The sequence below is a fragment of the Acinetobacter sp. ACIN00229 genome, assembly GCF_016106645.1.
GTDB classification, from domain to species: Bacteria; Pseudomonadota; Gammaproteobacteria; order Pseudomonadales; family Moraxellaceae; genus Acinetobacter; species Acinetobacter oleivorans.
Map to the genome: position 1 here is coordinate 1 of NZ_JADWOM010000017.1, position 23,627 is coordinate 23,627.

A 23,627-nucleotide genomic window follows, 5' to 3' on the forward strand; every position below is an offset into this window, starting at 1 on the left:
TATGAAATTATAGAACTTAAGGCTAATTTAGAAATAAAAGCAGTTAAGAAATGATGGTGAATGATTTTTTAAACTAGTAGAAAAGGATTTTTCTATGGACCGTGCAGGAAATAAGCACTCTATTATTACGATCGTCATTTGTTTTTTAATTGCTGTGATTGAAGGGATTGATATTCAGGCAGCGGGTATCGCTGCTGTAGGTATTCGAGAATCTTTTGGTCTGGATAGCTCTCAACTCGGTATTTTTTTTAGTGTCGGAATATTGGGGTTATTACCCGGTGCATTAATTGGTGGACGTTATGCAGACCGCATTGGCCGTAAGATGGTGTTAATCGGGGCTGTCGCTATTTTTGCAGTATTTACCCTTTGTACCGTTTGGGTGAATAGTTTCTATATGTTGCTGTTGGTACGTTTTTTAGCAGGAGCTGGATTAGGGGCTGCAATGCCAAATTTAATTGCTCTAGTTTCGGAAGCTGTTTCTAGCGAAAATCGTGGGCGTGCTGTAGGTTTGATGTATTGTGGTATGCCAATAGGAGCCATATTGGTGTCATTACTGGCAGCCTACGATGTAAGTGGACATTGGCAAACAATTTTTTATGTTGGTGGAATCGTTCCCCTTCTTGTACTTCCACTTATGATCAAATTTTTACCAGAGTCACGGGAGTTTTTACAAACTAGATTTCAGGATAAATCTATTACACGCATAGAAAGCTCTTTTAAAAATCTATTTAGAAATAACTATGCAGGGCAGACACTATTACTTTGGGCAAGCTATTTTTTTACCTTGATGGTTGTATACATCATGTTGAGTTGGTTGCCATCTCTCTTTATGGAGTTGGGATTCTCTCGTCAACAGGGTAGTTTAGCTCAAGTCTTTTTCCAAATGGGTGCTGCATTAGGTACGGTTGTTTTAGGTATTCTGATTGATCGCTGGAGTAAAGCTTATGTCATTATATTGATGTACATAGGTATTTTAGCTGGTTTATTTAGTTTAAATGGAGCCGGTAGTCTTACTGCGATGTATGCAGCCGCAGCATTAATGGGAACATTTACAATTGGTGGGCAAGGCGTTTTATATGCATTTGGTAGCATTGTATATCCAACAGAGATTCGGGCAACTGGTGTAGGCAGTGCCGCAGCGGTTGGGCGTATTGGTGCAATGTTAGGACCTGCGATTGCTGGACAATTACTCGCAATGGGAAGCGGTGCTACAGGCGTAATTTCTGCTGCCATCCCTGGAATTATCATTTCAGCATTACTGATGCTTTTGGTGATTCGCAAATTACATCAGGCCCAATAATCTGAATACCACAATGAAAAAAGCTCATATTTAGGAGCTTTTTTCATATTTGGCATTATTTGAGTGAAATTTCAAATTTGATCATCCGAATGTTTTAGTAAGTTCATAACTATATCGAGCATATGAGTCGAATTACGGTTTTACTAATCATCTATATTGAGTAAGAAAAATGTATTCAGTTACCAAGGAAAAGCTTTGGAATCGTTCATTTATTCTGTGTGTATTGAACAATCTTTTTTTATTCATTTATTACTATGCATTACTCACAATATTGCCACTTTATATTTTAAAAGAATTATCCGGTTCAATCAGTCAGGCTGGTTTGGCGTTAACCTTATTTTTGGTTTCATCTATTATCACTCGTCCTTTTTCTGGCTTAATTATTGATCGGTTAGGTAAAAAATATGCCTTACGAGGTTCGGCATTATTATTTGCACTTCTGGCATTAAGTTATTTATGGGCAAATCAGTTATGGCTTTTATTGCTTATTCGTTGTGTGCATGGGATCTGGTTTAGCATTTTGACGACAGTAATAGTGCCTATAGTGAATGATTTTATACCTGAGCATAGAAAGGGCGAGGGTATGGGATATTTCGTAATGTCTACGAATCTGGCTGTTGTTTTTGGGCCAATGATCGCATTAGCCACGATACGTTACACAAGCTTTTATAATTTATTTGCCTTTTTAGCATTCATTGTTTGTTTAGGTTTAATTTTTTGTTTTCTTATTCCCGTTTCTTCCTTAAAAGATAAGGAGGTCGTCTCTACAAAGCGGAGTATTACATTTGACGATATCTTTGAAAAAAGGGTGATGTCTATCGGCGTTATTGCTTTATTTACTGCAATGTCTTATTCAAGCATTATGAGCTTTATTAGTGTCTATAGTGAAACAAAAGGCTTATTAGCGGCGACCAGCATATTTTTTATTATCTTTGCAATATCAATGATTATAGTGCGCCCTTGGGTAGGTTATTCTTATGATAAAAGAGGGGCTAATTCCGTGGTTTACCCTTCATTTATCCTTTTTTCAATAGGCTTATTTTTAGTTAGTTGGATGCAAACACAGTGGGGCTATTGGTTGGCGGCAGTACTCATAGGAATGGGATACGGATCCCTTTTCCCTATTTTTCAAACCATGGCAATACAATCGGTTGAGAAAAAGAGAATAGGGCATGCTGTTTCAACCTTTTTTACTTTATTTGATTTCGGAATGGCCATTGGTTCAGTTTTGGTAGGATTAATTATTGCCCAAATAGGCTATGAGAAAACTTACCAGTTGTGTGCATTCCTTACGATAATGACTTCATTTTTATATCGTTGGATATGTAATAAAGATGGAAAGACAATAATTAGGATATGACATGGAATTACGTCACTTACGCTACTTTGTTGCGGTTGCTGAAGAGCTGAATTTTACTAAGGCAGCAATGCGTATGCATACGGTGCAACCTTCTCTTAGTCAGCAGATTAAAGATTTAGAAGAAGAGGTGGGGGTTCAGCTTTTTATACGAAGTAAGCGAAAAGTTGAACTGACTAAAGCAGGAGAAGTCTTTTTTAAAGAAGCTCTAATCATTTTAGAACATACAGAGAAAGCAATTAGTTTGGCTCAACAAACTGCTAAAGTTGAACAAGAACAATTAAATATTGGTTTTGTTCCAGCGGCAGAAATGAAAATCTTCCCCTATATCATGCCCAATATAAGAGCGCATTTCCCAGAATTAACAATTGATTTTCATAGCCTTACGGATGATGAACAACTAGTAGCGCTTAGAAAAGGCGAAATAGATATCGCTTTTACTCGCTATGGAACTGATTCAGATGAACTGGTTTCGATTCAGGTATTTCAAGAGCCACTTACCTTAATTATTCCCAAAAATTCGCCAGAGGCTCAGCAGGAACGCATTAGTATAAAAAGTTTTGAACAACATGATTTTGTGATTTGCAATGAAGAGTCATCGCCAGAACTTTATCGAATTATTCATAACTTCTTTAAAAAAACTAAGCTTAACGTCACTGTTGTACAGCACTCAACTAATATATTACTTAACGTTAATTTAGTCGGAATGGAAATTGGTTGGAGCTTGGTACCACAGTATGTGATTCCTCTATTAGGAGATAAAATTATAGTTAAAAAGACGATAGAACCATTACCGATGATAGGTTTATATGTTTCTTATCGAAAAGATCATGTTAATAAAGCTATAGATTTGATTTTAGATGTACTTAAAAAACAATTTTATCTGGACTTTAGTTAATATAAAAAAGCCATTCAAAAGAATGGCTTAAAAAACTTTAGTTAATTAAATGCATTTTTTCAAAAAGTTCTTCACTTATACTATTCACCGTTTGGGGAATAGCAAGACCTGCTATAAAACGGTCAGGTCGTAATATCACCATAGATTGATTTGTTTGACCAAACCAAGTGCGGATTTCACTATCTGCATCACCGATTGTAATGAAATCTGCATTAGAAGTTTGATTTGGTGCATCTAATTGCACGTTAGGGACGACTTGAATAAATTTAATGCCTAATTTAATCCATTTTTTCATAATATTGGGTGAGATGCCCCAAGTTGGATTGACTCCCCAAGCGAGAATGGCAAAGTTATTTCCAATGACATCATCTAATAAAATTTTGTCTTTATTTCCAAACTGGACATGAGGCTGTATGAACATCTTTCCAACAGGTGTATTTTTTCCTGAAAATGGTGCCAATATTCCCTCATTATATTTTGGCATTGGCTTGAAACGCATTTCTAGTAAATAGCGTTTTATGGGTTGTATGTAGTTCAATGCATAAGAAATACTATCACGAACAACACCTTGCCATTTTTTCGGTGGAGCAAGTACATGACCCGCTAGAACGGATAAATTAATCATTGCTTGCGCGTGGTCTTTCCTTTCTAGTTGATAGCTATCAAGAATTTCAGGGCTTGCCACTTTTTTAATGACCAAAGCCATTTTCCAAGCAAGATTAAATGCATCACGCATACCACTATTGTAACCTTGGCCCTGCCACACAGGCATAATATGTGCAGCATCGCCTGCCAATAAAATACGGTCTACGCGGAAACGATCTGCAATACGTGCATTATGTGTATATACACGTTGGCGTATGACTTCAATATTATCGGTATGAGGTAAAACTTTTCCTAATAGACGATTGATGTTCTCAGGTTTACTAAGTTCTTCTTGGGTCTCTCCTGGCATTACCATAAATTCAAAACGTCGGATGCCATGTGGTAAAGCTGCTGATACGTAAGGACGAACTGGATCACAGCATAAATATACATGAGGGGTAGCTAATGGATCGTTTGCAAGATCAATAACAATCCATTGGTTAGGTGCTGTTTTTCCTTCAAAATTAATGTTCAGATTACGACGTACAAATGAATTTCCGCCGTCACAAGCAATAAGGTACTGTGCTTGAATAATTTCTTGTTTTTTGTCTTTTGTAGTGAGGTTTAAAGTTACATGTTCTTTGTCTTGAGTAAAACTATTTAAGTGGCGTGAAAAAAATACCTGTGTTGTTGGGTATAACGCTAAACCTTCGAGTAAAACACGGTCAACTTGAGGTTGGATAAATGCATTACGACGTGGCCAACCAAATTCGCGAGTCATGGGTTGGATATCTGCAAAGCAACGTCCTTTAGGAGTTAAAAAGCGCATCGCATGATTTGGGGTGGTATGCGGTAAAACTTGTTTAATTAATCCTAAAGATTGGATTGTTCTTAATGATTCATCGTCAATACCAATGGCTCTTGGATAATCAATAAGCTGATCTAATTGTTCAATAACAGTAACTTGTACACCTTGCTTACTTAAGTAATTTGCAATTGTTAATCCAACGGGTCCTGCCCCTAAAATTGCAACTTCCGTGGTGTGATGCTGAGTTTGATTCACAGTAAATATCCCTTACTATCAAGTTTTCTTATTAATATCAAACTTGAAAGAAGGTTGAATTTAATCAATAGTTTAATAAGTGAATTTTTAAAAGGAGGATGTATATTTAATTTTTTTTAATATATTGTATTTAAAAGAGTTTTTATATTCTTGCAATAGTTTTTTTAAATCCAATCATTGTTTTAAATTATAATTGAAGGGTGTCGCTTTTAGAGCTAAAAATTTATTCATTGTAAAAAATAATAAAACTTTTATTATCAAGGCTTTGTCTTACTAAAAATACAAATATTATTAACTTTTATAATGCGCAACAGTTATACAATCCCAAATAAGTTGCCATGATAGAAAATAGTATTTCTGTCACAATTCACTCTAAATGGCAGACATAATCAATCACTTCATTTGTCATAATTTTAAATTTACTATTTTCAGGAACATTAAAAGATTCGCCGCTAGAATAAATTGTAGCTTCTGGTTCATCTCCAATTTGAACAGTGCATTTCCCAGAAATAATTTCGATGCGCTCTGGCACATGAGTTTTAAATGTTAAAGCCTTATCTGATGGAAGAATAACTCCTAGAGTCTTTTTTGTTCCATCAGCTAGTTCAATTACATGACTAATAGAATGCCCCTCATAGTAGACATTCGCTTTTTTTGTTATAGAAACAGAATCAAATTGATTTGGCATTTCTTGTATCTCTTTATTGTACTAAATATTATTAAGATAATAATAAAAGTTCCTCTGAATCTTCAAGCTATAAAATTACATTTTAGGTAAGCAATAAAAGTAACTTTTCTCTCAAGTAGATCACTAACGAGAAATTAGTAAATATCAATTAAATGATTCAAAAATAAAAAGCCCAAGGTGAGGGCTTTCTAATCTATGAAATACCTTTAGGGTCTTGAGCAAAAGGTAATCTAAATAAGGCAATTGTACGCAAAATAAACTGATGACTAAAGTCTAGTTGGTAGATTTAATACTACCTGAGCATTTTCAATAACATCTAAGTGTAGAATTATCTAGCGTAGTTTTTATATATAAATAAGGTCAGAAAAGATGAAATATTTGTCTTTTTCTAATTTTTAGAAAACTTATCTAGAGTATAAAAGTATATAAAAAATAAGATTTTGAAAAATATAAAATTATAGTTATGAGTACAGGCAGAGATAAGTTGAGCTAAAAACATTACTTATATGAAATAAAATGAATAGTAAACTACTGGTTATTCCATAAAAAAACATCATAATTGGATATAACCTTTATTTATAAATCTTGTCCTAAGCTATTATGAAAATTGAAGATATTGAAGCTTTTGTTTGTTTTGTCAATGTTCAATCTACCAGTCTGGCTGCCCAGCAATTAGGTATTTCACAACCTGCTATTACTAGAAGGATCCAAAATCTAGAATCAGATTTGGGATTACAACTTTTTGACCGTAATACACGCCCTCTAAAATTGACTCAGCTAGGATTTCAAATTTTTGAGCAGTGTGCACAGGTTACTGCTGAAATAGATGCATTAGGGCAATTAGTTAACAGCTATAAATTATCAACCCAAAACTTACGGATTGGTATTGCGACAAGTCTATCAGACACGATCTTGTCAGGTATTTTAGAAGACTTAAAGCAAAGTTATCCAACATTAAACTTAGAAATTAGCACAGGTTGGGGTATCGATTTATTAGATAAATTTAAGGAAAAAAAGCTAGATTGCATTTTTTCAACAACAGCCCAAACTTATGGACAGAATGACCAGATAAACATAGAAATTTTAGGTCAGTTACAAATTGTGCCGACTATTTCTAAAAAATTAAAAAAGATGTCTGTACAGCATCTTGCCGATTGCCAGTCTTTAGGATGGATTCTTAATACTGAAGGGTGCGGTTTTCGCCAATATCTTGTATCGGAGTACCATAAATTGAATCAGTTACCTAATATAAAAATTGAGGTTACAGGAACCAATTTGCAGATGAATTTATTGGCTCAAGGTCTTGGAGTAGGATTATTACCTAAAGAAGTTTTTGAAAAGAGTATTTATGCTGCTCAACTTACCTCAATCGAACTTACTGACTTCAATTTATCAGTGCAACTTTTTTATATGATTCAACCCGATTTGAATGAAGTCTATCAATCAATTTGCCAGGAGATGAGCCGTAAAGTACAGAGCATACTAGGATGGGGATGAAATAAAATATCAAGAAATTTTATTGAGCATAATCAATATAAAAAGCATTAGTTGAAGATAACGCTTTCGTTGACGTCCGCAATGTTTTGAGCCTCACTCATTCTGTTAGTATTCCATATTTTAATATTATTAAATATTTAATATTTGTTTTTAACATATTAAGACCTGCCGTATTCTTATAAAAAATACATCGGATTTAAATATGGCAATTCAAATTTTAGGAATGATCTGGCACCGTGAGGCATCTGAAATTATTCCAGCGACAAAAACTTTTGATAAAAATTATATTGTCAAAATTGCTCAGGCACATGAACAGGCAGGGTTTGACCGTATTCTATGTGGCTATTGGTCCGATCAGGCTGATGGTTTTTTAGTGACAGCCTATGCTGCTGCACATACTTCTAAAATAAAATTTTTACTAGCACATCGTCCGGGTTTTGTTTCTCCAACATTGGCAGCCCGTAAATTGGCAACCTTGGATCAGCTGACGGATGGACGTTTAGCACTACATGTTATTTCTGGCGGGAGTGATATTGATCAGAAAAAAGATGGAGATTTTTTAAATAAACAAGAGCGCTATGCACGTAGTGCTGAGTTCATCGAAGTTGTACAAAAAACATGGTATAGCCAAGAACCTTTTAGCTATGAAGGTGATTATTACCATGTAGTAGATGCTTATTCTGAAATTAAACCACTCCAAACACACTTACCAATTTATTTTGGCGGTTCTTCCATAGAAGCTTTACAAGTTGCCGCAAAACAGGTTGATATTTTTGCGCTTTGGGGAGAGCCTCTAGCGGGGGCCCAAGAGCAGGTTGAAACACTAAATCAGTTGGCAGCACAACATGAGCGCCAACTTGATTACAACATTTCATTTCGTCCAATTATTGCTGATAGTGAGTCCAGAGCTTGGGAAAAAGCGCAAGAAATTTATCAATTATCTAAAAAGCAATTAGAAAATTTTGGCTTGCAAGCTGCCAGAAAAAAACCACAAAGTACGGGTGGGCAACGTTTACTTGCAGCAGCTGGTCAAGGCGAACGTTTAGATACCAATTTATGGACTGGTATTACTTCTTTAGTTCAAGGCAGTTATAACTCCACGGCATTAGTGGGTACCCCAGAACAAGTTGCAGAGTCTATTTTGCAATATTACAAACTCGGCATTCATAGCGTATTGATACGTGGGTTTGATCCTGTTCAGGACGCAATTGATTATGGTCGAGAGCTATTGCCCCAAATCCGTGAAAAAACAGAAAAATATGATCAACAGCAACAGCTGATTTCGGCCTAATTAGAAAGGAAATAATAATGAATCACTATGGAAAAATTTTATTGGGTGTTTTTACAACAGCAATTTTAGTCGGTTGTACAAAAAAAGAGACTTCACCTGAACATGCCCAGGCATCTGAAGTCAAAGCAAATAAGGAGCAGGTTGTGCTCAATATTGGTGATCAAAAAGGCAATATGCGTGCACAGCTTGAAGCATCTGGTGCTTTAAAAAATGTCTCATATAAAATCAATTGGTATGAATTTCCAGCTGCTGCACCAGTTGCAGAAGCATTAAAAGTAGATGCGATTGATATTGGTTACTTGGGTGATGCACCTTTTATATTTGCCAATTCTAATGGGGGAACAGCCAAGGCTATTGCCGTGTATAAAGCAGATCCATATCCAGTCGCTATTTTAGTGCCTCAGAACAGTCCAATTAAGTCTGCCAAAGATTTAAAGGGTAAAAGTTTAGCATTTAATAAAGGCTCAATTAGTCATCTTTTAACTTTAAAGGCTCTAGAACAACAAGGTCTGAAGCCTGAAGATGTGACGTTTAAATTTTTACCGCCTGCCGATGGAAAATTAGCTGTTGCCAATGGTTCAGTGGATGCTTGGGTGGTATGGGATCCATATACGGCATATGCTGAGCTCAAGGATCATTTTCGTGTTGTGGTTAATGGCCGTGGTTTGTATTCAGGTTATACCTTTTTAGCAGCCACGGATAAATCTTTAAAGGATCAGAATAAACGTGTGGCAATTCAAGATTTCATCTATCGTTTAAAAGAGTCGCAAGCTTGGGCAGGACAACACGGAGATGAGTTTGGTAAAGCTTATGCAAAAATAACTGGACTACCAGAGGATGTGGGAATCAAAGCTTTTAAACGCCGTAATGCCTCGTGGGAGCCGATCGATAATGAAGTGATCAAAGTTTCTCAAGGAACTGCCGATTTTTATACCAAATATAAGCTGATTGATAAAAAGTTTGATGTGACATCTTCATTTGATACTGGTTTTAAAGTGGAGCAAAAATAAAGATGAGTCAGTTGCAACAAGTACTCCAGCCGTTGATTGAAAGAATTGAATATGGAATTTCACAGCAATTAGAAGATGTTGATCTCATACAATCTTTTATTCCAGAGTTTCGTAGATTGCTGCATTTAAATGATTGGTTACCAAGCTCTTATCGGCAACCGAACCCTGAACGCTATCAACAGTTTTTATTATATCGCGATCCGGAAGATCATTTTTCAATTGTCAGTTTTGTATGGGATAAGGGACAAACTACACCAATCCATAATCATGAAGTTTGGGGAGTCGTTGGTGTCCTGCAAGGTGAAGAAATCTCACAGCGTTACCAAAGAAATGCATTAGGGCATTTTGAGATCACAGGTGAACCAGATCATTTAAAAGTTGGCGAAATTGATTTTTTTACTCCAGCTTCGGGTGATGTGCATCAAGTGAGTAATGCGCTGTCCGATCAGGTTTCAATTAGCATCCACATTTATGGTGCTGATATTGGCAAAGTAGAACGCTATACCTTTGCTTTAGATGGCACAGCAAAGCGTTTTATTTCAGGTTATTCAAATCAGGAACATTAATATGACAACCAATATTCAAACTTATCAAGATATCCGCAAAAAGCTATTGGCTGGTCAAGAAATCGCACTAATTGATGTACGTGAAGAAGATCCATATGCTCAAGGCCATCCTTTGTTTGCTGCCAATATTTCTCTTTCCAAATTTGAAGTAGAAATTCTCAATCGAATACCTCGTCTGTCTACTGATATTGTTATTTATGACAATGGTGAGGGCTTGGCAGAACGTGCCTATCAACAGTTACAAGCATTGGGCTATCAGCAGATTTCATTATTGGATGGTGGTTTACAAGGCTGGAAAGATGCAGGCGGTGAAATTTTTATTGATGTCAATTCGGCAAGTAAAGCCTTTGGTGAATTTGTTGAACATCATAAAGGGACGCCGTCACTGTCAGCTCAAGAAGTCAAAAAATTAATTGATGATCAGGAAAACATTGTCATTCTGGACGCTCGTCGTTTTGATGAATATCAAACCATGAGTATTCCGGGCGGTATCAGCGTACCTGGTGCTGAATTGGTACTTCATGCTAAAAATATTGTTAAAGATGAAAATACTAAAATTATTGTGAATTGTGCGGGGCGTACACGTAGTTTAATTGGTACACAGTCATTGATTAATGCCAAGATTGGACATGAAGTCTATGCTTTACGTAATGGTACGATTGGTTGGACATTGGCACAGCAACAATTAGCTTTAGGACAACACCAACAATATACTAATTTTGCTAATAAAAATAATCCATCAGGCATATTAGAGAATACCAAACAATTAACACAGCAGGCTGGTGTAAAAACGATTAGTTTGGAACAACTACAACTGTTCCAACAACAGAGTGAACGCACCACCTATGTTTTTGATGTACGGTCAGAAGAAGAATATATACAAGCGCATTTACCTAATAGCCGTTGGATTGGTGGTGGGCAACTAGTTCAGGAAACTGACCATTATGCGAGTGTACGCGGTGCCAGAATTGTACTCATTGATGATCAACTCGTCCGTGCTTATATGACTGCCTCTTGGTTGGCGCAAATGAATTGGGATGTCTACGTACTCGATGCGGATTTTCAGACAATATTTACCGAGCAAGGAGCATGGAAACCAGTTGTTCCGTTATTGCATATAAAACATCGGATCACACCTGAACAATTGCAAGCATGGTTAGATGTCCGTGAAGAAGTCACTATTCTGGATTTTACAACTAGTGCAAACTATCAAAAAGGGCATATTCCTACTGCTCAATGGGTATTAAAAGCAGATATTGAACGTCTGTTTAATGAGAAAAAAATTCCAACAAACCATAAAATTGTTGTGACTTGTGGTACTAGTCTGTTAGCACAATATGCAGTATCTGCTCTTCAAGCTAAAATTTCAGAAAATGTTTATGTCTTGGAAGGCGGTAATCAGGCATGGGCAAAAACTTTTGTTTTGGAAACTGATAAACATGTGTATTTATCACCCCGCATAGATCGGTATAAACGCCCTTATGAAGGAACGGATAATTCTATCCAAGCTATGCAAGACTATTTAGAGTGGGAATATGGATTAGTTGCCCAACTGAATACAGATGGAACACATGGTTTCTTTGTAGTTTAGTTAAATATTTAACTAAGATATTGATAAAAATAATAATAGCTCTTTTAACGCGAAGAAGAGCTATTATGAAAATCAAAAGTATTAATCAAAACTTTTTCTTGAGATTTCTCTAAAAAAATCTTTTTGAAACTAAAGTAATAACTGTTGCCTGAAAAACAGTGATTCAACAATAAACTATCACTTTTATGCACAGATAGAGAAAGATATTTTTATAAACTATTGAAAATACTTGTAAAAATATTTGGCATGTAAATTGAAATATAACAGCAATATTTTTTTATCTCATCGTTTAACAATCGACGTTATGAGGGGGGTATTGCAAAAATGTCAGATTATTCGCAAAGTCTTATTTCACTGTTGGCATACCACGCAACAGCACGTCCAGATGCAATTGCATTAAGACATAAAAAGCTGGGTCTGTGGCAGCACTGGTCATGGAAAAACTTACTAGAACTTAGCGAAAGATACGCGTCTGCGCTTTATGAGTGTGGTTTTCAAAACAAGCAAACTTTTCTTATTGTCAGTGCTCCGAATATTGATGTAGTTGCTATTAGTCTGGCTATACAGGCTTTAGGTGGCGAAGTTCAATTGATTGACCAAAGTGTTGATACATTAACAACAGAAGACTTTTTACGACACCTTGCGATTTTAAAGCCAGATTATATTCTCGTAGAAGAGCTAGAGCAGCTTGTTTCAATTGAGACATTACGCTATCACCCAATTTATATTTTTTATATTGAACAAAGCAAATTAAGTACATTTGAATATGACTATGTTGTAGCTGTCGATAAATTATTAAAAAATTCCGACGAGAAATATCGTATTGATTTTAAAAAGACTCAGCTCGAACCTGCACAAATTGCTTTTAGCTTTGAACGGATTGAGTCTAATCAACGACTGAGAGTGCAATATTCTCATCAAGATTTGATTATAGAGGCCAAACATTTAGTTCAAAACCACCACTTAGATCATCATGAGGAAGCATTTGTTACGCGTGCTTTTTCAAGTGTTGGGCACATTCGTTATCTATGGTCATCATGGCTACTTGCAGGTTTTAACTTAAATATTCCTGAGACTTTAAATACTCGCGATCAGGATAGACAGATTATTTCGCCAACATTGATTTTAGGGACCAATGAAACCTATGCCCGTGTTGAGCAGTTAATTTATAACCGCTTACCAAGTGATAAATGGCTTGCAAAATACTACCAGCATGCACTTCAAAAACAGAAAAATGAAGAAAAATTATCTTTGATTGATAAGTTTAGCTTTGCCTTATTTAAGCAAGTCATTTTAGAAGAGTTGGGTTTTTCACATCTTAAAGTGGCTTTAACAGTGGGGCAGCCTGTAACGCTTGTAACACGAAATTTTTATCAAAGTTTAGGTGTGAAGTTACACGAATGGGGAGAATATGCCGAATGGCAAAGTACCCAATTGGACAATTCGCAGCTTCATTCTTTGCCAATAACAACAATAACTTAAGACGAGGAATATATGTCAGTATCATCTGTGGTATTGCTAGAACTTAAGGCAATTGATTTATCTTTTGGCTCTTCACAAGTGCTCAAGCAGCTTAGCTTAGAGGTGAGAGAGGGAGAGATTTATTCTTTAATTGGTCCCAATGGGGCCGGCAAAAGTTCAGTAATTAATATTATTAACGGCATTTATCAGCCGCAATCTGGTCAGATCATTTTTGCTGGTCAGGTTATGCATAACTATAAGGCAAAGCATGCTCCCTATTTAGGAATTGCGCGCACCTTTCAAAATTTAGCACTCTTCAAGCAAATGTCAGTATTGGACAATGTTTTAACTGGACGAGTATTAAAAAGTCGTCACTCATTGTTAGGTGCATTATTGTCTTTACCAAGCACTCAAAAAAATGATGATTTACAGCGTTTTAAAGCTGAAGAAATTTTAAAACTGTTGAATCTACAAGAATACCGAGACCAATTGGTTAGCTCGTTGTCTTATGGTTTGCAAAAACGTGTGGAGTTGGCAAGAGCATTGGCAGCAGAACCTCAGTTTCTGCTTTTAGACGAGCCAATGGCTGGAATGAATCATGCTGAAAAACGAAGTATTGCCAAGTTTATTCAAAAGATAAATCAACAATTGGATATAACCATTTTCATGATTGAGCATGATTTAGCTGTCGTGATGGATATTTCCGACCATATTGTGGTGCTGGACTATGGCAAAAAGATTGCAGAAGGCACACCACAACAAATTCAAGAACATCCCGAAGTGCTGAGCGCATATTTAGGGATTCAAGCGCTTGAAGCGCATTGAGCATATACAAATAAATTAAAAAATAAGAGGTTAGTTTTTTTATGTCATTTTTTTTAGAAGTCTTGCTAGGGGGTACGTTGGCAGGTGTCATGTATTCCTTGGTTGCCATAGGGTTTGTTTTGATTTATCGGGCATCGGGTGTTTTTAATTTTGCACAAGGTTCTTTGGTTTTATTTTCAGCCTTAACTTTTGTCAATTTAACTGAGCGTGGCATTCCATTTGTGGTGGCTTTTATTGTCACACTATTTGTCATTTTTGTGCTGGTGCTACTGATTGATGCATTGATTTTAAAACATTTAATTAATCGCTCTGTCATTACATTGTTCATGGCAACTCTGGGTTTGAGTTATGTTATTGAGGGATTAGCTCAAACCGTATGGGGAACACAGGTTCATGGATTAGATCTGGGAATTTCTGATTTACCCATCAATTTCTTTGGCATCATGCTGAGTAAGTTTGATCTTTTCGCAACAGGTATTGCTGGAACATTGGTCATTATTTTATCTCTTTTATTTAGTAAAACTCGCTTTGGCATTTCACTACGTGCAGTTGCTGATGATCCTTTAGCCGCACAATCTGTTGGGATCCGTTTAAATCATATCTGGATATTAGTCTGGACAGTGGCAGGGTTTGTTGCATTAGTCGCTGGTTTGTTGTGGGGCGCACGTTTAGGTGTTCAATTCTCGCTTTCATTGGTGGTACTAAAGGCATTACCTGTACTGATTATTGGTGGTTTTACTTCGATTGCAGGTGCGATTTTAGCGGGCTTGATTGTGGGAGCAACCGAGAAACTAGCGGAGATTTATTTAGGCGGCATTATTGGCTCTGGAATTGAAAACTGGTTTCCATATGTGTTGGCGATTCTCTTTTTATTGGTATACCCAACTGGTCTGTTTGGTCAGAAACAAGTGACGAGGGTATAAGCCATGTTTTTATTTAGCCAAGCAAGACAATATGTACAGCAATATAAAGATGAGAAACGCATTTTCCGTCTAAAAGAGCATCGTATTTTATTTATTTTTGCACTATTGATTGCCTTTCTTTTCGTTCCATTTGTTGGGCCAGATTACTTATTTAATGCCATTTTAGTCCCTTTTCTAGTTTTGGCACTTGCCGGATTGGGACTCAATATTCTGACAGGTTATACCGGACAACTTTCATTAGGTGCTGCAGCTTTTATGGCAGTGGGCGCATTTGCAACTTATAACTTAGAGCTGCGAATTCCTCAGTTGCCATTACTGGTCAGCATTTTTTTGGGCGGTGTAATTGCTGCTTTAACCGGGATTGTGGTTGGTCTGCCAAGTCTTCGAATTAAAGGCTTTTATTTAATTGTTTCTACCTTGGCTGCACAGTTTTTTATACCGTGGTTATTCACACAGTATGGTTGGTTTACTAACAATAATGCTTCGGGAGTGATTACTGCTCCTCGTATGGAAATATTGGGTCATTCCATAAATAGCCCAGTCGGGCACTATTTATTGACCTTAAGTATTGTTGTGGTTCTCACTGCTTTGGCTCGCAACCTGATCAATAGTCAATATGGTCGTAATTTTCGTGCTGTACGAGATATGGAAACTGCGGCAATCACCATCGGCATTCCAGTGAGCCAGACTAAATTACTGGCGTTTGCGATCAGTTCATTTTATCTCGGTATTGCGGGGGCACTTTGGGCTTTTGCTTATCTTGGAACCATTGAAGCAGATGGGCTAGATCTTAATCGATCATTTCAAATTCTATTCATCATCATTATTGGTGGTTTAGGCAGCCTAACCGGTAGCTTTTTGGGCGCCGCATTTATTGTGCTGTTGCCTATTTTATTGAGTGTTTTGGGGCAAGCTGTTTTTGGACAGGCTATCGATCAAGCACTACTACAGAATCTACAAAAAATTATTTTCGGGGCTTTGATCATTTACTTCTTGATCAAGGAACCAGAAGGATTAAGCCGTTTACTACGTAATTTGTATCACAGATTAAGAAAATGGCCATTACGTTACTAATTGTTTTAACAACACTTTTTTCTGTTTATTTAGAGATTAATTTATGAAGTTATTTAAATCCTTGTGGTTTTGGCTGGTGGTTATTGCCATCGCTTTAGTCGCTATTGTGTTTGTCACGAAAAAAGACAAACAAAATCCACCTGAGCAAAAACAACAAGCCGCAACTGAGCAGCAAACACAATTGTCGGATAAAAATGCCCAGTATTTCCCGTTACAGAGTTATCGGGTTGGCCCTTACGCTGCTGGGGGAACGGGCTTTTTTGGGGGCTTTATTGACTACATGAAAGCCGTCAATGCCAAAGGCGGTGTGAATGGCGTGAAGCTGGTGTGGTCTGAGTGTGAAACCGAGTACGTAGTAGAAAAAGGGGTAGAATGCTATGAGCGTTTGAAGAATGGTTTAAATGGAGCGCCTGCTGCAGCAACCAACCCTTTATCTGTCGGTATCGCTTATGCAACTTTGGAGCGTTCAACAAAAGATAAATTACCGTTGATTACTATTAATCATGGGCGTACAGATTCTACGGATGGCCGTGTTTTCCCATACGTGTTTCCATTGCAGCTCAATCCATATAGTGAAGTATCTGCAATTATTAATTATTTAGGTCAGCAAAGCGGTGGCTTGGAAAAATTAAAAGGTAAAAAAATCGTGGTTCTATATCACGGTTCTCCTTACGGCAAAGAAACTATTCCAGTCATTGAGATTTTATCAAAAAAGTATGGCTTTGAAGTAACCAACATTGAAGTACCGCATCCCGGTAATGAACAACAATCTCAATGGTTAAATATTAGACGGATTCAACCGGATTGGGTCATCCTTCGTGGTTGGGGTGTAATGAATCCTGTTGCATTAAAAACTGCACAGAAAGTGGGTTACCCAACCAATAAAATTATTGGAAATATCTGGTCAAACTCAGAAGAAGATGCTGCACCAGCAGGTGCTGCAGCAAATGGTTTTATTTCAATTACGACTCATCCATCAGGAACGAATTTCCCTGTATTACAAGAGATTAAACAACTTGTTGTTGATAAAGGCCAGTCAGATCTTGCCGATAAAAATCGTTTTGGTACGGTTTACTATAACCTAGGTGTGGTAAACGGTATTTTGAATGTAGAAGCAGTACATGTGGCACAAAATAAATTTGGTAAACGTCCGCTTACTGGTGAAGAGGTCCGTTGGGGCTTTGAACATATCAACTTAACTGAAGCACGTCTAAAAGAACTTGGTGCATATGGTTTGGTACAGCCTTTAAAACTATCGTGCCAAGATCATGAAGGCGGTGGTGCGGTACGTTTCCAACAATGGGACGGTAAAGAGTGGAAAGTAATTAGTGATTGGGTACAAGCAGATCGCAGCTTATTACGTCCGATTATTGAACAATCTTCAGAAAAATATGCCAAAGAGCAAGGCATAAAAGTTCGAGATTGCGCAACTGAAGAATAAGATCAGGAGATGACCGCATGTCTAAATCATTAAACAGTACCAAACCTGAAAGCAGTGAACCATTGTTAAATGTCGATGATATTGAAGTCGTATATGACCAGAGTATTTTGGCAGTTAAACGGGTGAGTTTAACTGTTCCTTCTGGTTCTATTGTTGCATTGCTTGGTGCCAACGGAGCTGGTAAGAGTACAACTCTGAAAGCAATATCACAGTTGATTTTTGCTGAAAATGGGCAAATTCACCGTGGCAAAATTGAATATCAGGGTGAATCCATACTTGGGAAAAATCCAAGTGATATTGTCAAAAAAGGTTTGGTGCAAGTCCTCGAAGGACGTCATTGTTTTACACATTTGACTGTTGATGAAAATTTAAGAACAGGCGGTTTTATTTCGCATCATTCGGGCGCCAAACTTTCAACTGCATTAGAAAAAGTTTATCAATATTTTCCAAGGCTTGCTGAAAAGAAGCAGACATTGGCTGGTTATCTTTCTGGTGGTGAGCAGCAAATGCTCGCCATTGGTCGGGCATTGATGACAGAGCCAAAGTTGGTTTTATTAGATGAACCTTCAATGGGGTTAGCTCCTAAGATTAGTTATGAAATTTTTGAATTAATTAAGTCGCTTTCTGAAGAGCAAGGTGTGAGTTTTTTAGTTGCTGAACAAAATATTCGTTTGGCACTTGGCTACACTAATTATGCGTATGTCATCGAAAGTGGCGAAGTCAAAGCTTCTGGACAGACTCAAGTTCTTTATGAAACTGGACAAATTCAAAAAGCATATTTAGGAGAGATTGCTTAGCTTTTAATAGCCAGTCATCAATCAAATGATTGATGACTGGCTTGATATTGATAGATAAAAATAATTTATTCGCCACGTTTATTTACAACCAACTCACCTAAATCAATCAGTCGAGAACGAATGACATTACGACTTAAACCTAGCATTTGTGCAGTTTTAACTTGATTTTGATGGCAATAATGATAGGCGATTCGCAATAATTGCTCTTCAAATTGTGCGTAAATTTGTCCATCATTTTGCTGAAATAGCTGATGAAAAACTTCTTTTAATTTAGGATTTATGACGGGTTCACTGGTTTTTTTTTCTTGAAGCTTATTTGAGTTTAGTTGAGTGGGTGGTTGAATTAATGTGAGATCATGACTTTCAATAATGCTATTTTGGCAAATTAATAGCGCATGATGGATCATGTTTTCTAATTCACGAATATTACCAGGCCACCAGTAATTGCTGATTTTTTCTTTTGCAGCGTTGGAAAAATCGGCTTTGTCATAACCAAGTTGAGCATGATATTTATCAATAAAGTGATAGGCGAGAGGTAGAATATCTCCTTTTCGTTCACGTAAAGGTTTAATGTTTAAGGTAACCACATTAAGACGGTAATATAAGTCTTCGCGAAACTGATCGCTAAGAATGGCTTGTTCTAAGTTTACATTTGTTGCTGCGAGTACTCGTACATTTACAGGAATACTTTTACGAGAGCCCAAACGAACTACTTCACGTTCTTGTAATAGTCTTAAAAGTTTAACCTGAATCCGTTTAGATAAATCCCCAATTTCATCAAGTAATAATGTCCCACCATTTGCAGCCTCGAACCATCCGGCATTGCTCGATAATGCCCCTGTAAATGCACCTTTTTCATGGCCGAAGAGTTCGCTTTCGACAAGTGTCTCAGAAAAAGCACCACAGTTTACGGCAATAAAAGGTTTATTACGCCGTTTACTGTGGTTATGAATTTGCCTGGCAATGAGCTCTTTACCTGTACCTGTTTCCCCATGAATTAATACACTCGCTTCGCTGGGTGCAATCTGCTTGATATATTCAAGCAATTTTTTGGATTCTGGGTCGTTAAATACCTGTGCCGTGGCTTTATGTGAGTCACTGCGCTGGGTAATTTCAGGTAGCGTAACAATATTATGCCGCATCTAATATAGGTCTCTCATTTATATCAAATCGTTTCTGTCGGTGGGAGTTCGATGCATATCGGTTATATTCCTAAGTATCCAGTTGTCGATGATGTTATGAATAGAATGATGCTTTGGGATAAAGATCATTTAGAGCCCAAATTCCTAAATCTTGCAGCTTATATTCCACGGGATCATGTAAAGTTTGTGTTCGTACATTGCGCCAGAATCGGTCAAATCGTAATGATGCCTGAGTTGCTCTGGCTCCTGTCACCTCAAAAATACGATTGGTAATATCTAGACTTGTTCGTGTTGCTGCTACTTTTGCTGTTGCTACTGCAATAGCAACCTCTCCACGTTGTTGTTCTGTCAGGTTTTCGGCAATGTCCCATGCTTCTTGTAATTTGGTAATCGCATTTTTGTTTAACAGGCGTAAGGCTTCTAGCTCTAACCAGAACTCCCCATAGTGTCGCAAGATGTAAGGGTCTTGGTCTGCATGTTCCACACCAGATAAAAACCATGCACGTGATTCAGTTTTTGTATAACGTTTGGCTTCAAGCATTGCACCTTCGGAAACGCCCAAGAACATATTCACAAAAACCAATTGTGCAATTAAAGGTCTTAACGTTGAAAATGGTGTACTTAGTGGCCCTGGGTCAAGCAACATATCTTTTATTTCAACACGAACCCGTTCGAAAATGGAACTACCACTGTCTGTTTGACGTTGTCCAATATTATCCCAGTCATGGTACAACGTAATTCCTGAGCGTGAGGTTGGTACCGCTGCAATTAAAAGATTTCCAGTTTTTTCATCTACTCCTGATGCAATAAGCATTTCTGAGTCAAGCGCACCCGAGCAAAAACTTTTTTTTCCAGAAAATTCGTACCAGTCATCTTGTTTTTTTACGACGGTACGTTTGTCGAGCGGGTTTAATGCATTTCCCCAAAACCACGATTTTTCAGCCGTGAGTTGGTACCAACGCTGCCATTGCTGTGAATTACCAAATAAGCGAACCGTTGCTAATAGCAAATGATGAAAACCAAAAACATGGGCGAGTGAGCTATCAGCCTGAGCAAAGATTTTGACAACATTAAAGATGTCTTGCCACTGACCGGACAAGCCACCAAATTGCTCTGGAATAGATAAAGAAAGAAGACCACTTTGACGAATTAAATCACGTTCATATTTAGGAGTACCGCCAACTTTATCTCGTTCTATAGCAGTTTGCGCAAACTGCTGAGCCAGAGACTGTGCAACAGGAATAACATCAGAAAGACTACGAATACTGTGGTTCTGATTAAAAACGTTCATACTTGCCTTATCCTTTATTTATCTATTTTTGACATAATTTAAGACTTACTTTCACGATGTGGCGTGAAGGACGAATAAATAATTGGTTGGTGCTTCAATTGATTTATAAGTTGTTATAGCTAGATAAATCATAAGAGATCAACCAAACTAAAGTCTCATAGCATGCAGCCAGCAAACACTATGCCAATAAAATATTTATTAAATTTCAACAGACTGTATCTTTTTTCTCATGTGGCAGGTTGGCTTTAAATTCAAAGTGTTGATGTACTGTTGCATAAACAACACTATGCTTTTGGAATGTTGCCTATTTCACATCGAGTACTCTAAATGAGCAAATAATTAAATTTAATATTATTTGCACTTAATATTATTGGTATTAGTTATCTAGAAAACTTAGATTAAGGTACGTTGTTTAGCTATTTTTTTGATTTAAGAAAAAGTACTCGTTCAGATTGATTTCATCCACTTTAAATTTTGGAGATTATTATGGATATCGTCAAACATCCCGAATCTCGCCAACTCGTACGTACGGTTAAAGCTAGTGCATATGTATTTGAAGATCAAAATTCAAAGTGTTTAATGTCTTATGTTGAACAAATCGCACCAAGCGAAGCGTCCGTTTTAATTGTTGGTGAAACAGGAACAGGCAAAGAACTGGTTGCTCGAAAGATTCATGCTTTATCTAATCGGAAGAATAAACCCTTTATTGCTGTAAACTGTGGTGCTTTATCTGATACGTTGGCTGAAACAGAGTTGTTCGGTCATGAAAAAGGAGCTTTTACAGGAGCTATAAGCCATCAGATCGGGTGGTTTGAAGCAGCGCATGGCGGAACCATTTTTTTAGATGAAATTGGTGATTTATCACCAAGCATTCAAGTGAAGCTGCTAAGAATTTTACAAGAAAATGAAGTGGTTCGGGTTGGTTCTCGACAGACCAAAAAAATTGATGTCAGAGTAATTGCTGCAACGAATATTCGATTAGAAGAAGCCGTATATGCAGGTAATTTCAGAGAAGATTTATATTTTCGATTAAAAGTTGCATCGCTCCATGTTTTACCGCTTCGCCTACGAACTGGTGATATTTTACCTCTAGCACAGCACTTCATTTATGACTATTCGCAGAGTCTGAATAAGAAACCGTCTATGTTAAGTGAAGAAGCTCAACAATTGCTCGTTGATTATCATTGGCCGGGAAATATTCGTGAATTAGAAAATGCAATTCATCACGCATTGCTCATTTGTAAAAATGGGGTGATTCAAAGTTATGATTTCCAACTTTCCGGTTTCAAGCATAAATTACTCACTTCTGAATATGATTTTTCGATTTATCGCAACTCAAATCAAACTTTAAAACAATTGCTGTTTAGTTGGTTTGAACAAGGAATAGAAGATTTAAATGAGCAATTAGAGGCAGAAATTACAGGAGCTGCCTATGAATATTGTCATCACAATCAATTGCATACTGCAAAATTACTAGGAATAAGCCGAAATATTATTCGTGCAAGATTGATTAAACATGGTTTATTGTCTCCAAATATTCGCATATAGATCGTGCTTATTTTTTGTATTAACCCAAAATTACCATGTGATTTTGGGTTTTATTTTCTTACTCAAGAAAGATTTAATAAAATAGATAAGGGGGCATTAGTGCCAGAAATTGATAATAAATAACAACCTAATCCTCAATATCTTAAAGAACTCACTATCACCAACTTCAGTATCGCCACTGAAATAAAATTTGGTAATAATGTATTGAAAACTAGCCTACTATTTAGTTAGTAGGCCTTTAGATGTAGAAAATACAATCATGAAATATGTTTATATATCTAGTTTAACTACTCTAATCTCATTGAATAAAGCATTACTAAATTTTAACTGGCAAATTAAGTACCACCTGAGCATCCTCAATAACATCTAAGCGTAAATTTTTTGAAACGCCTAATTCATTTAGCAATGTAGTTAAAGGCCCCTCATTTTTCTCGAGTTGAACATTCTTTGGAAAAAGCTTTTGCGCAAAAGAAAGAATGTTGGACTGAACTTCGGTTTGATGCCATTTCCCATCCACTACATGTAGCATGGTTGCTTTATTAATATGCGTTTCAGAGTCAACACGTTTTAAAGTAGAAACAGCAGTTTTCAAACTTAAATCTAATTTTCCATTAACATCAAAAATATTGGCTTGCACTTCTTTTGGGTTAATGTCGATGTCAATTTTAGTTAACCATTTTGGTAGTTGGTAACCATATACACCACGCACTCTGGCAATTTCAGTATCAACTGGCAAAGCTAAAACATGGGCATAAAAATGACGTTGACGCATCGATTTCATTAACTCTACGATATGTGGCCCACGAGCATTAGGTTGACGTACGATAATCGCAATCGATACTTCGTTATAAGGGTCATTGTCACAAACTGAATAGGTAAAGAAGGTAACGGCGACCAACCCATAACCTGGAAATGGTTGTAATGGTGTTAACTCAGCAGGAAGTTTTGCTTTAATTTGCTTAATAGGCGCAAGCATGAGTAGTTGTACATTTGCACTACGATAATAAAAGTTGGGTGCCCAAACAGGACCTACTCGTGATTCCACAATTTTTTTAGGAATATGGCGGAAAAAGTCGATATTGCCGGCAGCTGGATCTTGAGCCACTTTGTCTAGGTCAGGATTCATTCTAAAACGGTCATAATAACCACCTTTCGGTACTTTGACTTTTTGTTGCCCGAATTCAACTTCAGTAAACTGTTGTTTTGTATTCATGAAAGTTCACCTTTACATTAATTGACCGAGTAGCTACCGTTGTCTTTAACAAGACGTATTAATTAA

General features: G+C 36.9%; 20 protein-coding genes. 15 read left to right on the top strand and 5 right to left on the bottom strand.

All coding sequences use genetic code 11. From position 1 onward, the window contains the following. The first annotated feature begins 94 nt into the window (after positions 1 to 94). From mhpT to I7H67_RS15150, 3 genes are all read left to right on the top strand, one after another. Positions 95 to 1,300: a 3-(3-hydroxy-phenyl)propionate transporter MhpT gene (gene mhpT / locus I7H67_RS15140; RefSeq protein ID WP_198308207.1), complete on the top strand. Its 1,206-nt coding sequence runs from the start codon at positions 95 to 97 to the stop codon at positions 1,298 to 1,300. A 169-nt stretch (positions 1,301 to 1,469) separates the two neighbouring features. Next, positions 1,470 to 2,660 (top strand): MFS transporter, encoded by a 1,191-nt coding sequence (locus tag I7H67_RS15145; protein WP_198308208.1) that lies wholly within the window; start codon positions 1,470 to 1,472, stop codon positions 2,658 to 2,660. Between the two features lies 1 nt (position 2,661). After that, the gene (locus I7H67_RS15150; protein WP_045431602.1) at positions 2,662 to 3,555 is read left to right on the top strand and encodes a LysR substrate-binding domain-containing protein; all 894 of its coding nucleotides are present in this window, start codon (positions 2,662 to 2,664) and stop codon (positions 3,553 to 3,555) included. Between the two features lie 37 nt (positions 3,556 to 3,592). On the opposite strand, the gene I7H67_RS15155 is transcribed toward I7H67_RS15150, so the two are convergent. Continuing rightward, positions 3,593 to 5,203 carry a bifunctional 3-(3-hydroxy-phenyl)propionate/3-hydroxycinnamic acid hydroxylase gene (locus tag I7H67_RS15155; RefSeq protein ID WP_198308209.1) on the bottom strand — a complete coding sequence of 537 codons (1,611 nt, stop codon included), beginning with the start codon at positions 5,201 to 5,203 and terminating at the stop codon, positions 3,593 to 3,595. A 367-nt stretch (positions 5,204 to 5,570) separates the two neighbouring features. Further along, positions 5,571 to 5,891 carry a pyrimidine/purine nucleoside phosphorylase gene (locus tag I7H67_RS15160; protein WP_005046848.1) on the bottom strand — a complete coding sequence of 107 codons (321 nt, stop codon included), beginning with the start codon at positions 5,889 to 5,891 and terminating at the stop codon, positions 5,571 to 5,573. 600 nt (positions 5,892 to 6,491) lie between these two features. Here I7H67_RS15160 and I7H67_RS15165 point away from each other — a divergent pair. The 11 genes from I7H67_RS15165 to I7H67_RS15215 all read left to right on the top strand — a co-directional run bounded on the left by I7H67_RS15165 (position 6,492) and on the right by I7H67_RS15215 (position 18,367). Further along, positions 6,492 to 7,388 carry a LysR family transcriptional regulator gene (locus I7H67_RS15165; protein WP_151989423.1) on the top strand — a complete coding sequence of 299 codons (897 nt, stop codon included), beginning with the start codon at positions 6,492 to 6,494 and terminating at the stop codon, positions 7,386 to 7,388. Positions 7,389 to 7,590: 202 nt separating this feature from the next. After that, positions 7,591 to 8,679, top strand: coding sequence for an LLM class flavin-dependent oxidoreductase (locus tag I7H67_RS15170; protein ID WP_013197709.1), 1,089 nt, complete (start codon positions 7,591 to 7,593; stop codon positions 8,677 to 8,679). 17 nt (positions 8,680 to 8,696) lie between these two features. Next, positions 8,697 to 9,689, top strand: a complete 993-nt coding sequence (locus I7H67_RS15175) for an ABC transporter substrate-binding protein (protein WP_198308210.1) — start codon at positions 8,697 to 8,699, stop codon at positions 9,687 to 9,689. A 2-nt stretch (positions 9,690 to 9,691) separates the two neighbouring features. Next, positions 9,692 to 10,255, top strand: coding sequence for a cysteine dioxygenase (locus I7H67_RS15180; protein WP_198308211.1), 564 nt, complete (start codon positions 9,692 to 9,694; stop codon positions 10,253 to 10,255). A 1-nt stretch (position 10,256) separates the two neighbouring features. Then, a complete protein-coding gene (locus I7H67_RS15185) occupies positions 10,257 to 11,846 on the top strand; it encodes a rhodanese-like domain-containing protein (protein ID WP_198308212.1) in 1,590 nt (529 codons plus the stop codon). Between the two features lie 324 nt (positions 11,847 to 12,170). Further along, positions 12,171 to 13,328, top strand: a complete 1,158-nt coding sequence (locus I7H67_RS15190; protein WP_198308213.1) for an AMP-binding protein — start codon at positions 12,171 to 12,173, stop codon at positions 13,326 to 13,328. Positions 13,329 to 13,340: 12 nt separating this feature from the next. Continuing rightward, the gene (locus tag I7H67_RS15195) at positions 13,341 to 14,132 is read left to right on the top strand and encodes an ABC transporter ATP-binding protein (RefSeq protein ID WP_198308214.1); all 792 of its coding nucleotides are present in this window, start codon (positions 13,341 to 13,343) and stop codon (positions 14,130 to 14,132) included. 41 nt (positions 14,133 to 14,173) lie between these two features. After that, on the top strand, positions 14,174 to 15,055 hold the full coding sequence (locus tag I7H67_RS15200) for a branched-chain amino acid ABC transporter permease (protein ID WP_198308215.1): 882 nt from the start codon (positions 14,174 to 14,176) through the stop codon (positions 15,053 to 15,055). A 3-nt stretch (positions 15,056 to 15,058) separates the two neighbouring features. Continuing rightward, entirely contained in the window at positions 15,059 to 16,129 is a 1,071-nt protein-coding gene (locus tag I7H67_RS15205; RefSeq protein WP_198308216.1) for a branched-chain amino acid ABC transporter permease, read from the top strand. A 43-nt stretch (positions 16,130 to 16,172) separates the two neighbouring features. Next, a complete protein-coding gene (locus tag I7H67_RS15210; RefSeq protein ID WP_198308217.1) occupies positions 16,173 to 17,570 on the top strand; it encodes an ABC transporter substrate-binding protein in 1,398 nt (465 codons plus the stop codon). A 17-nt stretch (positions 17,571 to 17,587) separates the two neighbouring features. Further along, positions 17,588 to 18,367 carry an ABC transporter ATP-binding protein gene (locus I7H67_RS15215; protein WP_198308218.1) on the top strand — a complete coding sequence of 260 codons (780 nt, stop codon included), beginning with the start codon at positions 17,588 to 17,590 and terminating at the stop codon, positions 18,365 to 18,367. Between the two features lie 65 nt (positions 18,368 to 18,432). Here I7H67_RS15215 and I7H67_RS15220 read toward each other — a convergent pair whose 3' ends face one another. After that, positions 18,433 to 19,509, bottom strand: a complete 1,077-nt coding sequence (locus I7H67_RS15220; protein ID WP_198308219.1) for a sigma-54 interaction domain-containing protein — start codon at positions 19,507 to 19,509, stop codon at positions 18,433 to 18,435. 94 nt (positions 19,510 to 19,603) lie between these two features. Continuing rightward, positions 19,604 to 20,800 carry an acyl-CoA dehydrogenase family protein gene (locus tag I7H67_RS15225; protein ID WP_005305851.1) on the bottom strand — a complete coding sequence of 399 codons (1,197 nt, stop codon included), beginning with the start codon at positions 20,798 to 20,800 and terminating at the stop codon, positions 19,604 to 19,606. Positions 20,801 to 21,286: 486 nt separating this feature from the next. On the opposite strand from I7H67_RS15225, the gene I7H67_RS15230 reads away from it, so the two are divergent. Next, positions 21,287 to 22,348, top strand: a complete 1,062-nt coding sequence (locus I7H67_RS15230) for a sigma-54 interaction domain-containing protein (protein ID WP_198308220.1) — start codon at positions 21,287 to 21,289, stop codon at positions 22,346 to 22,348. A 316-nt stretch (positions 22,349 to 22,664) separates the two neighbouring features. Here I7H67_RS15230 and I7H67_RS15235 read toward each other — a convergent pair whose 3' ends face one another. Then, a complete protein-coding gene (locus I7H67_RS15235) occupies positions 22,665 to 23,561 on the bottom strand; it encodes an acetoacetate decarboxylase family protein (protein ID WP_198308221.1) in 897 nt (298 codons plus the stop codon). Between the last annotated feature and the right edge of the window lie 66 nt (positions 23,562 to 23,627).

What these genes read in the sequence shown, in the direction of transcription:
- mhpT (WP_198308207.1), top strand. Translation starts at nt 95, where the DNA reads ATGGACCGTGCAGGAAATAAGCACTCTATTATTACGATCGTCATTTGT.
- I7H67_RS15145 (WP_198308208.1), top strand. Translation starts at nt 1,470, where the DNA reads ATGTATTCAGTTACCAAGGAAAAGCTTTGGAATCGTTCATTTATTCTG.
- I7H67_RS15150 (WP_045431602.1), top strand. Translation starts at nt 2,662, where the DNA reads ATGGAATTACGTCACTTACGCTACTTTGTTGCGGTTGCTGAAGAGCTG.
- I7H67_RS15160 (WP_005046848.1), bottom strand. Translation starts at nt 5,891, where the DNA reads ATGCCAAATCAATTTGATTCTGTTTCTATAACAAAAAAAGCGAATGTC.
- I7H67_RS15165 (WP_151989423.1), top strand. Translation starts at nt 6,492, where the DNA reads ATGAAAATTGAAGATATTGAAGCTTTTGTTTGTTTTGTCAATGTTCAA.
- I7H67_RS15170 (WP_013197709.1), top strand. Translation starts at nt 7,591, where the DNA reads ATGGCAATTCAAATTTTAGGAATGATCTGGCACCGTGAGGCATCTGAA.
- I7H67_RS15175 (WP_198308210.1), top strand. Translation starts at nt 8,697, where the DNA reads ATGAATCACTATGGAAAAATTTTATTGGGTGTTTTTACAACAGCAATT.
- I7H67_RS15180 (WP_198308211.1), top strand. Translation starts at nt 9,692, where the DNA reads ATGAGTCAGTTGCAACAAGTACTCCAGCCGTTGATTGAAAGAATTGAA.
- I7H67_RS15185 (WP_198308212.1), top strand. Translation starts at nt 10,257, where the DNA reads ATGACAACCAATATTCAAACTTATCAAGATATCCGCAAAAAGCTATTG.
- I7H67_RS15190 (WP_198308213.1), top strand. Translation starts at nt 12,171, where the DNA reads ATGTCAGATTATTCGCAAAGTCTTATTTCACTGTTGGCATACCACGCA.
- I7H67_RS15195 (WP_198308214.1), top strand. Translation starts at nt 13,341, where the DNA reads ATGTCAGTATCATCTGTGGTATTGCTAGAACTTAAGGCAATTGATTTA.
- I7H67_RS15200 (WP_198308215.1), top strand. Translation starts at nt 14,174, where the DNA reads ATGTCATTTTTTTTAGAAGTCTTGCTAGGGGGTACGTTGGCAGGTGTC.
- I7H67_RS15205 (WP_198308216.1), top strand. Translation starts at nt 15,059, where the DNA reads ATGTTTTTATTTAGCCAAGCAAGACAATATGTACAGCAATATAAAGAT.
- I7H67_RS15210 (WP_198308217.1), top strand. Translation starts at nt 16,173, where the DNA reads ATGAAGTTATTTAAATCCTTGTGGTTTTGGCTGGTGGTTATTGCCATC.
- I7H67_RS15215 (WP_198308218.1), top strand. Translation starts at nt 17,588, where the DNA reads ATGTCTAAATCATTAAACAGTACCAAACCTGAAAGCAGTGAACCATTG.
- I7H67_RS15220 (WP_198308219.1), bottom strand. Translation starts at nt 19,509, where the DNA reads ATGCGGCATAATATTGTTACGCTACCTGAAATTACCCAGCGCAGTGAC.
- I7H67_RS15225 (WP_005305851.1), bottom strand. Translation starts at nt 20,800, where the DNA reads ATGAACGTTTTTAATCAGAACCACAGTATTCGTAGTCTTTCTGATGTT.
- I7H67_RS15230 (WP_198308220.1), top strand. Translation starts at nt 21,287, where the DNA reads ATGGATATCGTCAAACATCCCGAATCTCGCCAACTCGTACGTACGGTT.
- I7H67_RS15235 (WP_198308221.1), bottom strand. Translation starts at nt 23,561, where the DNA reads ATGAATACAAAACAACAGTTTACTGAAGTTGAATTCGGGCAACAAAAA.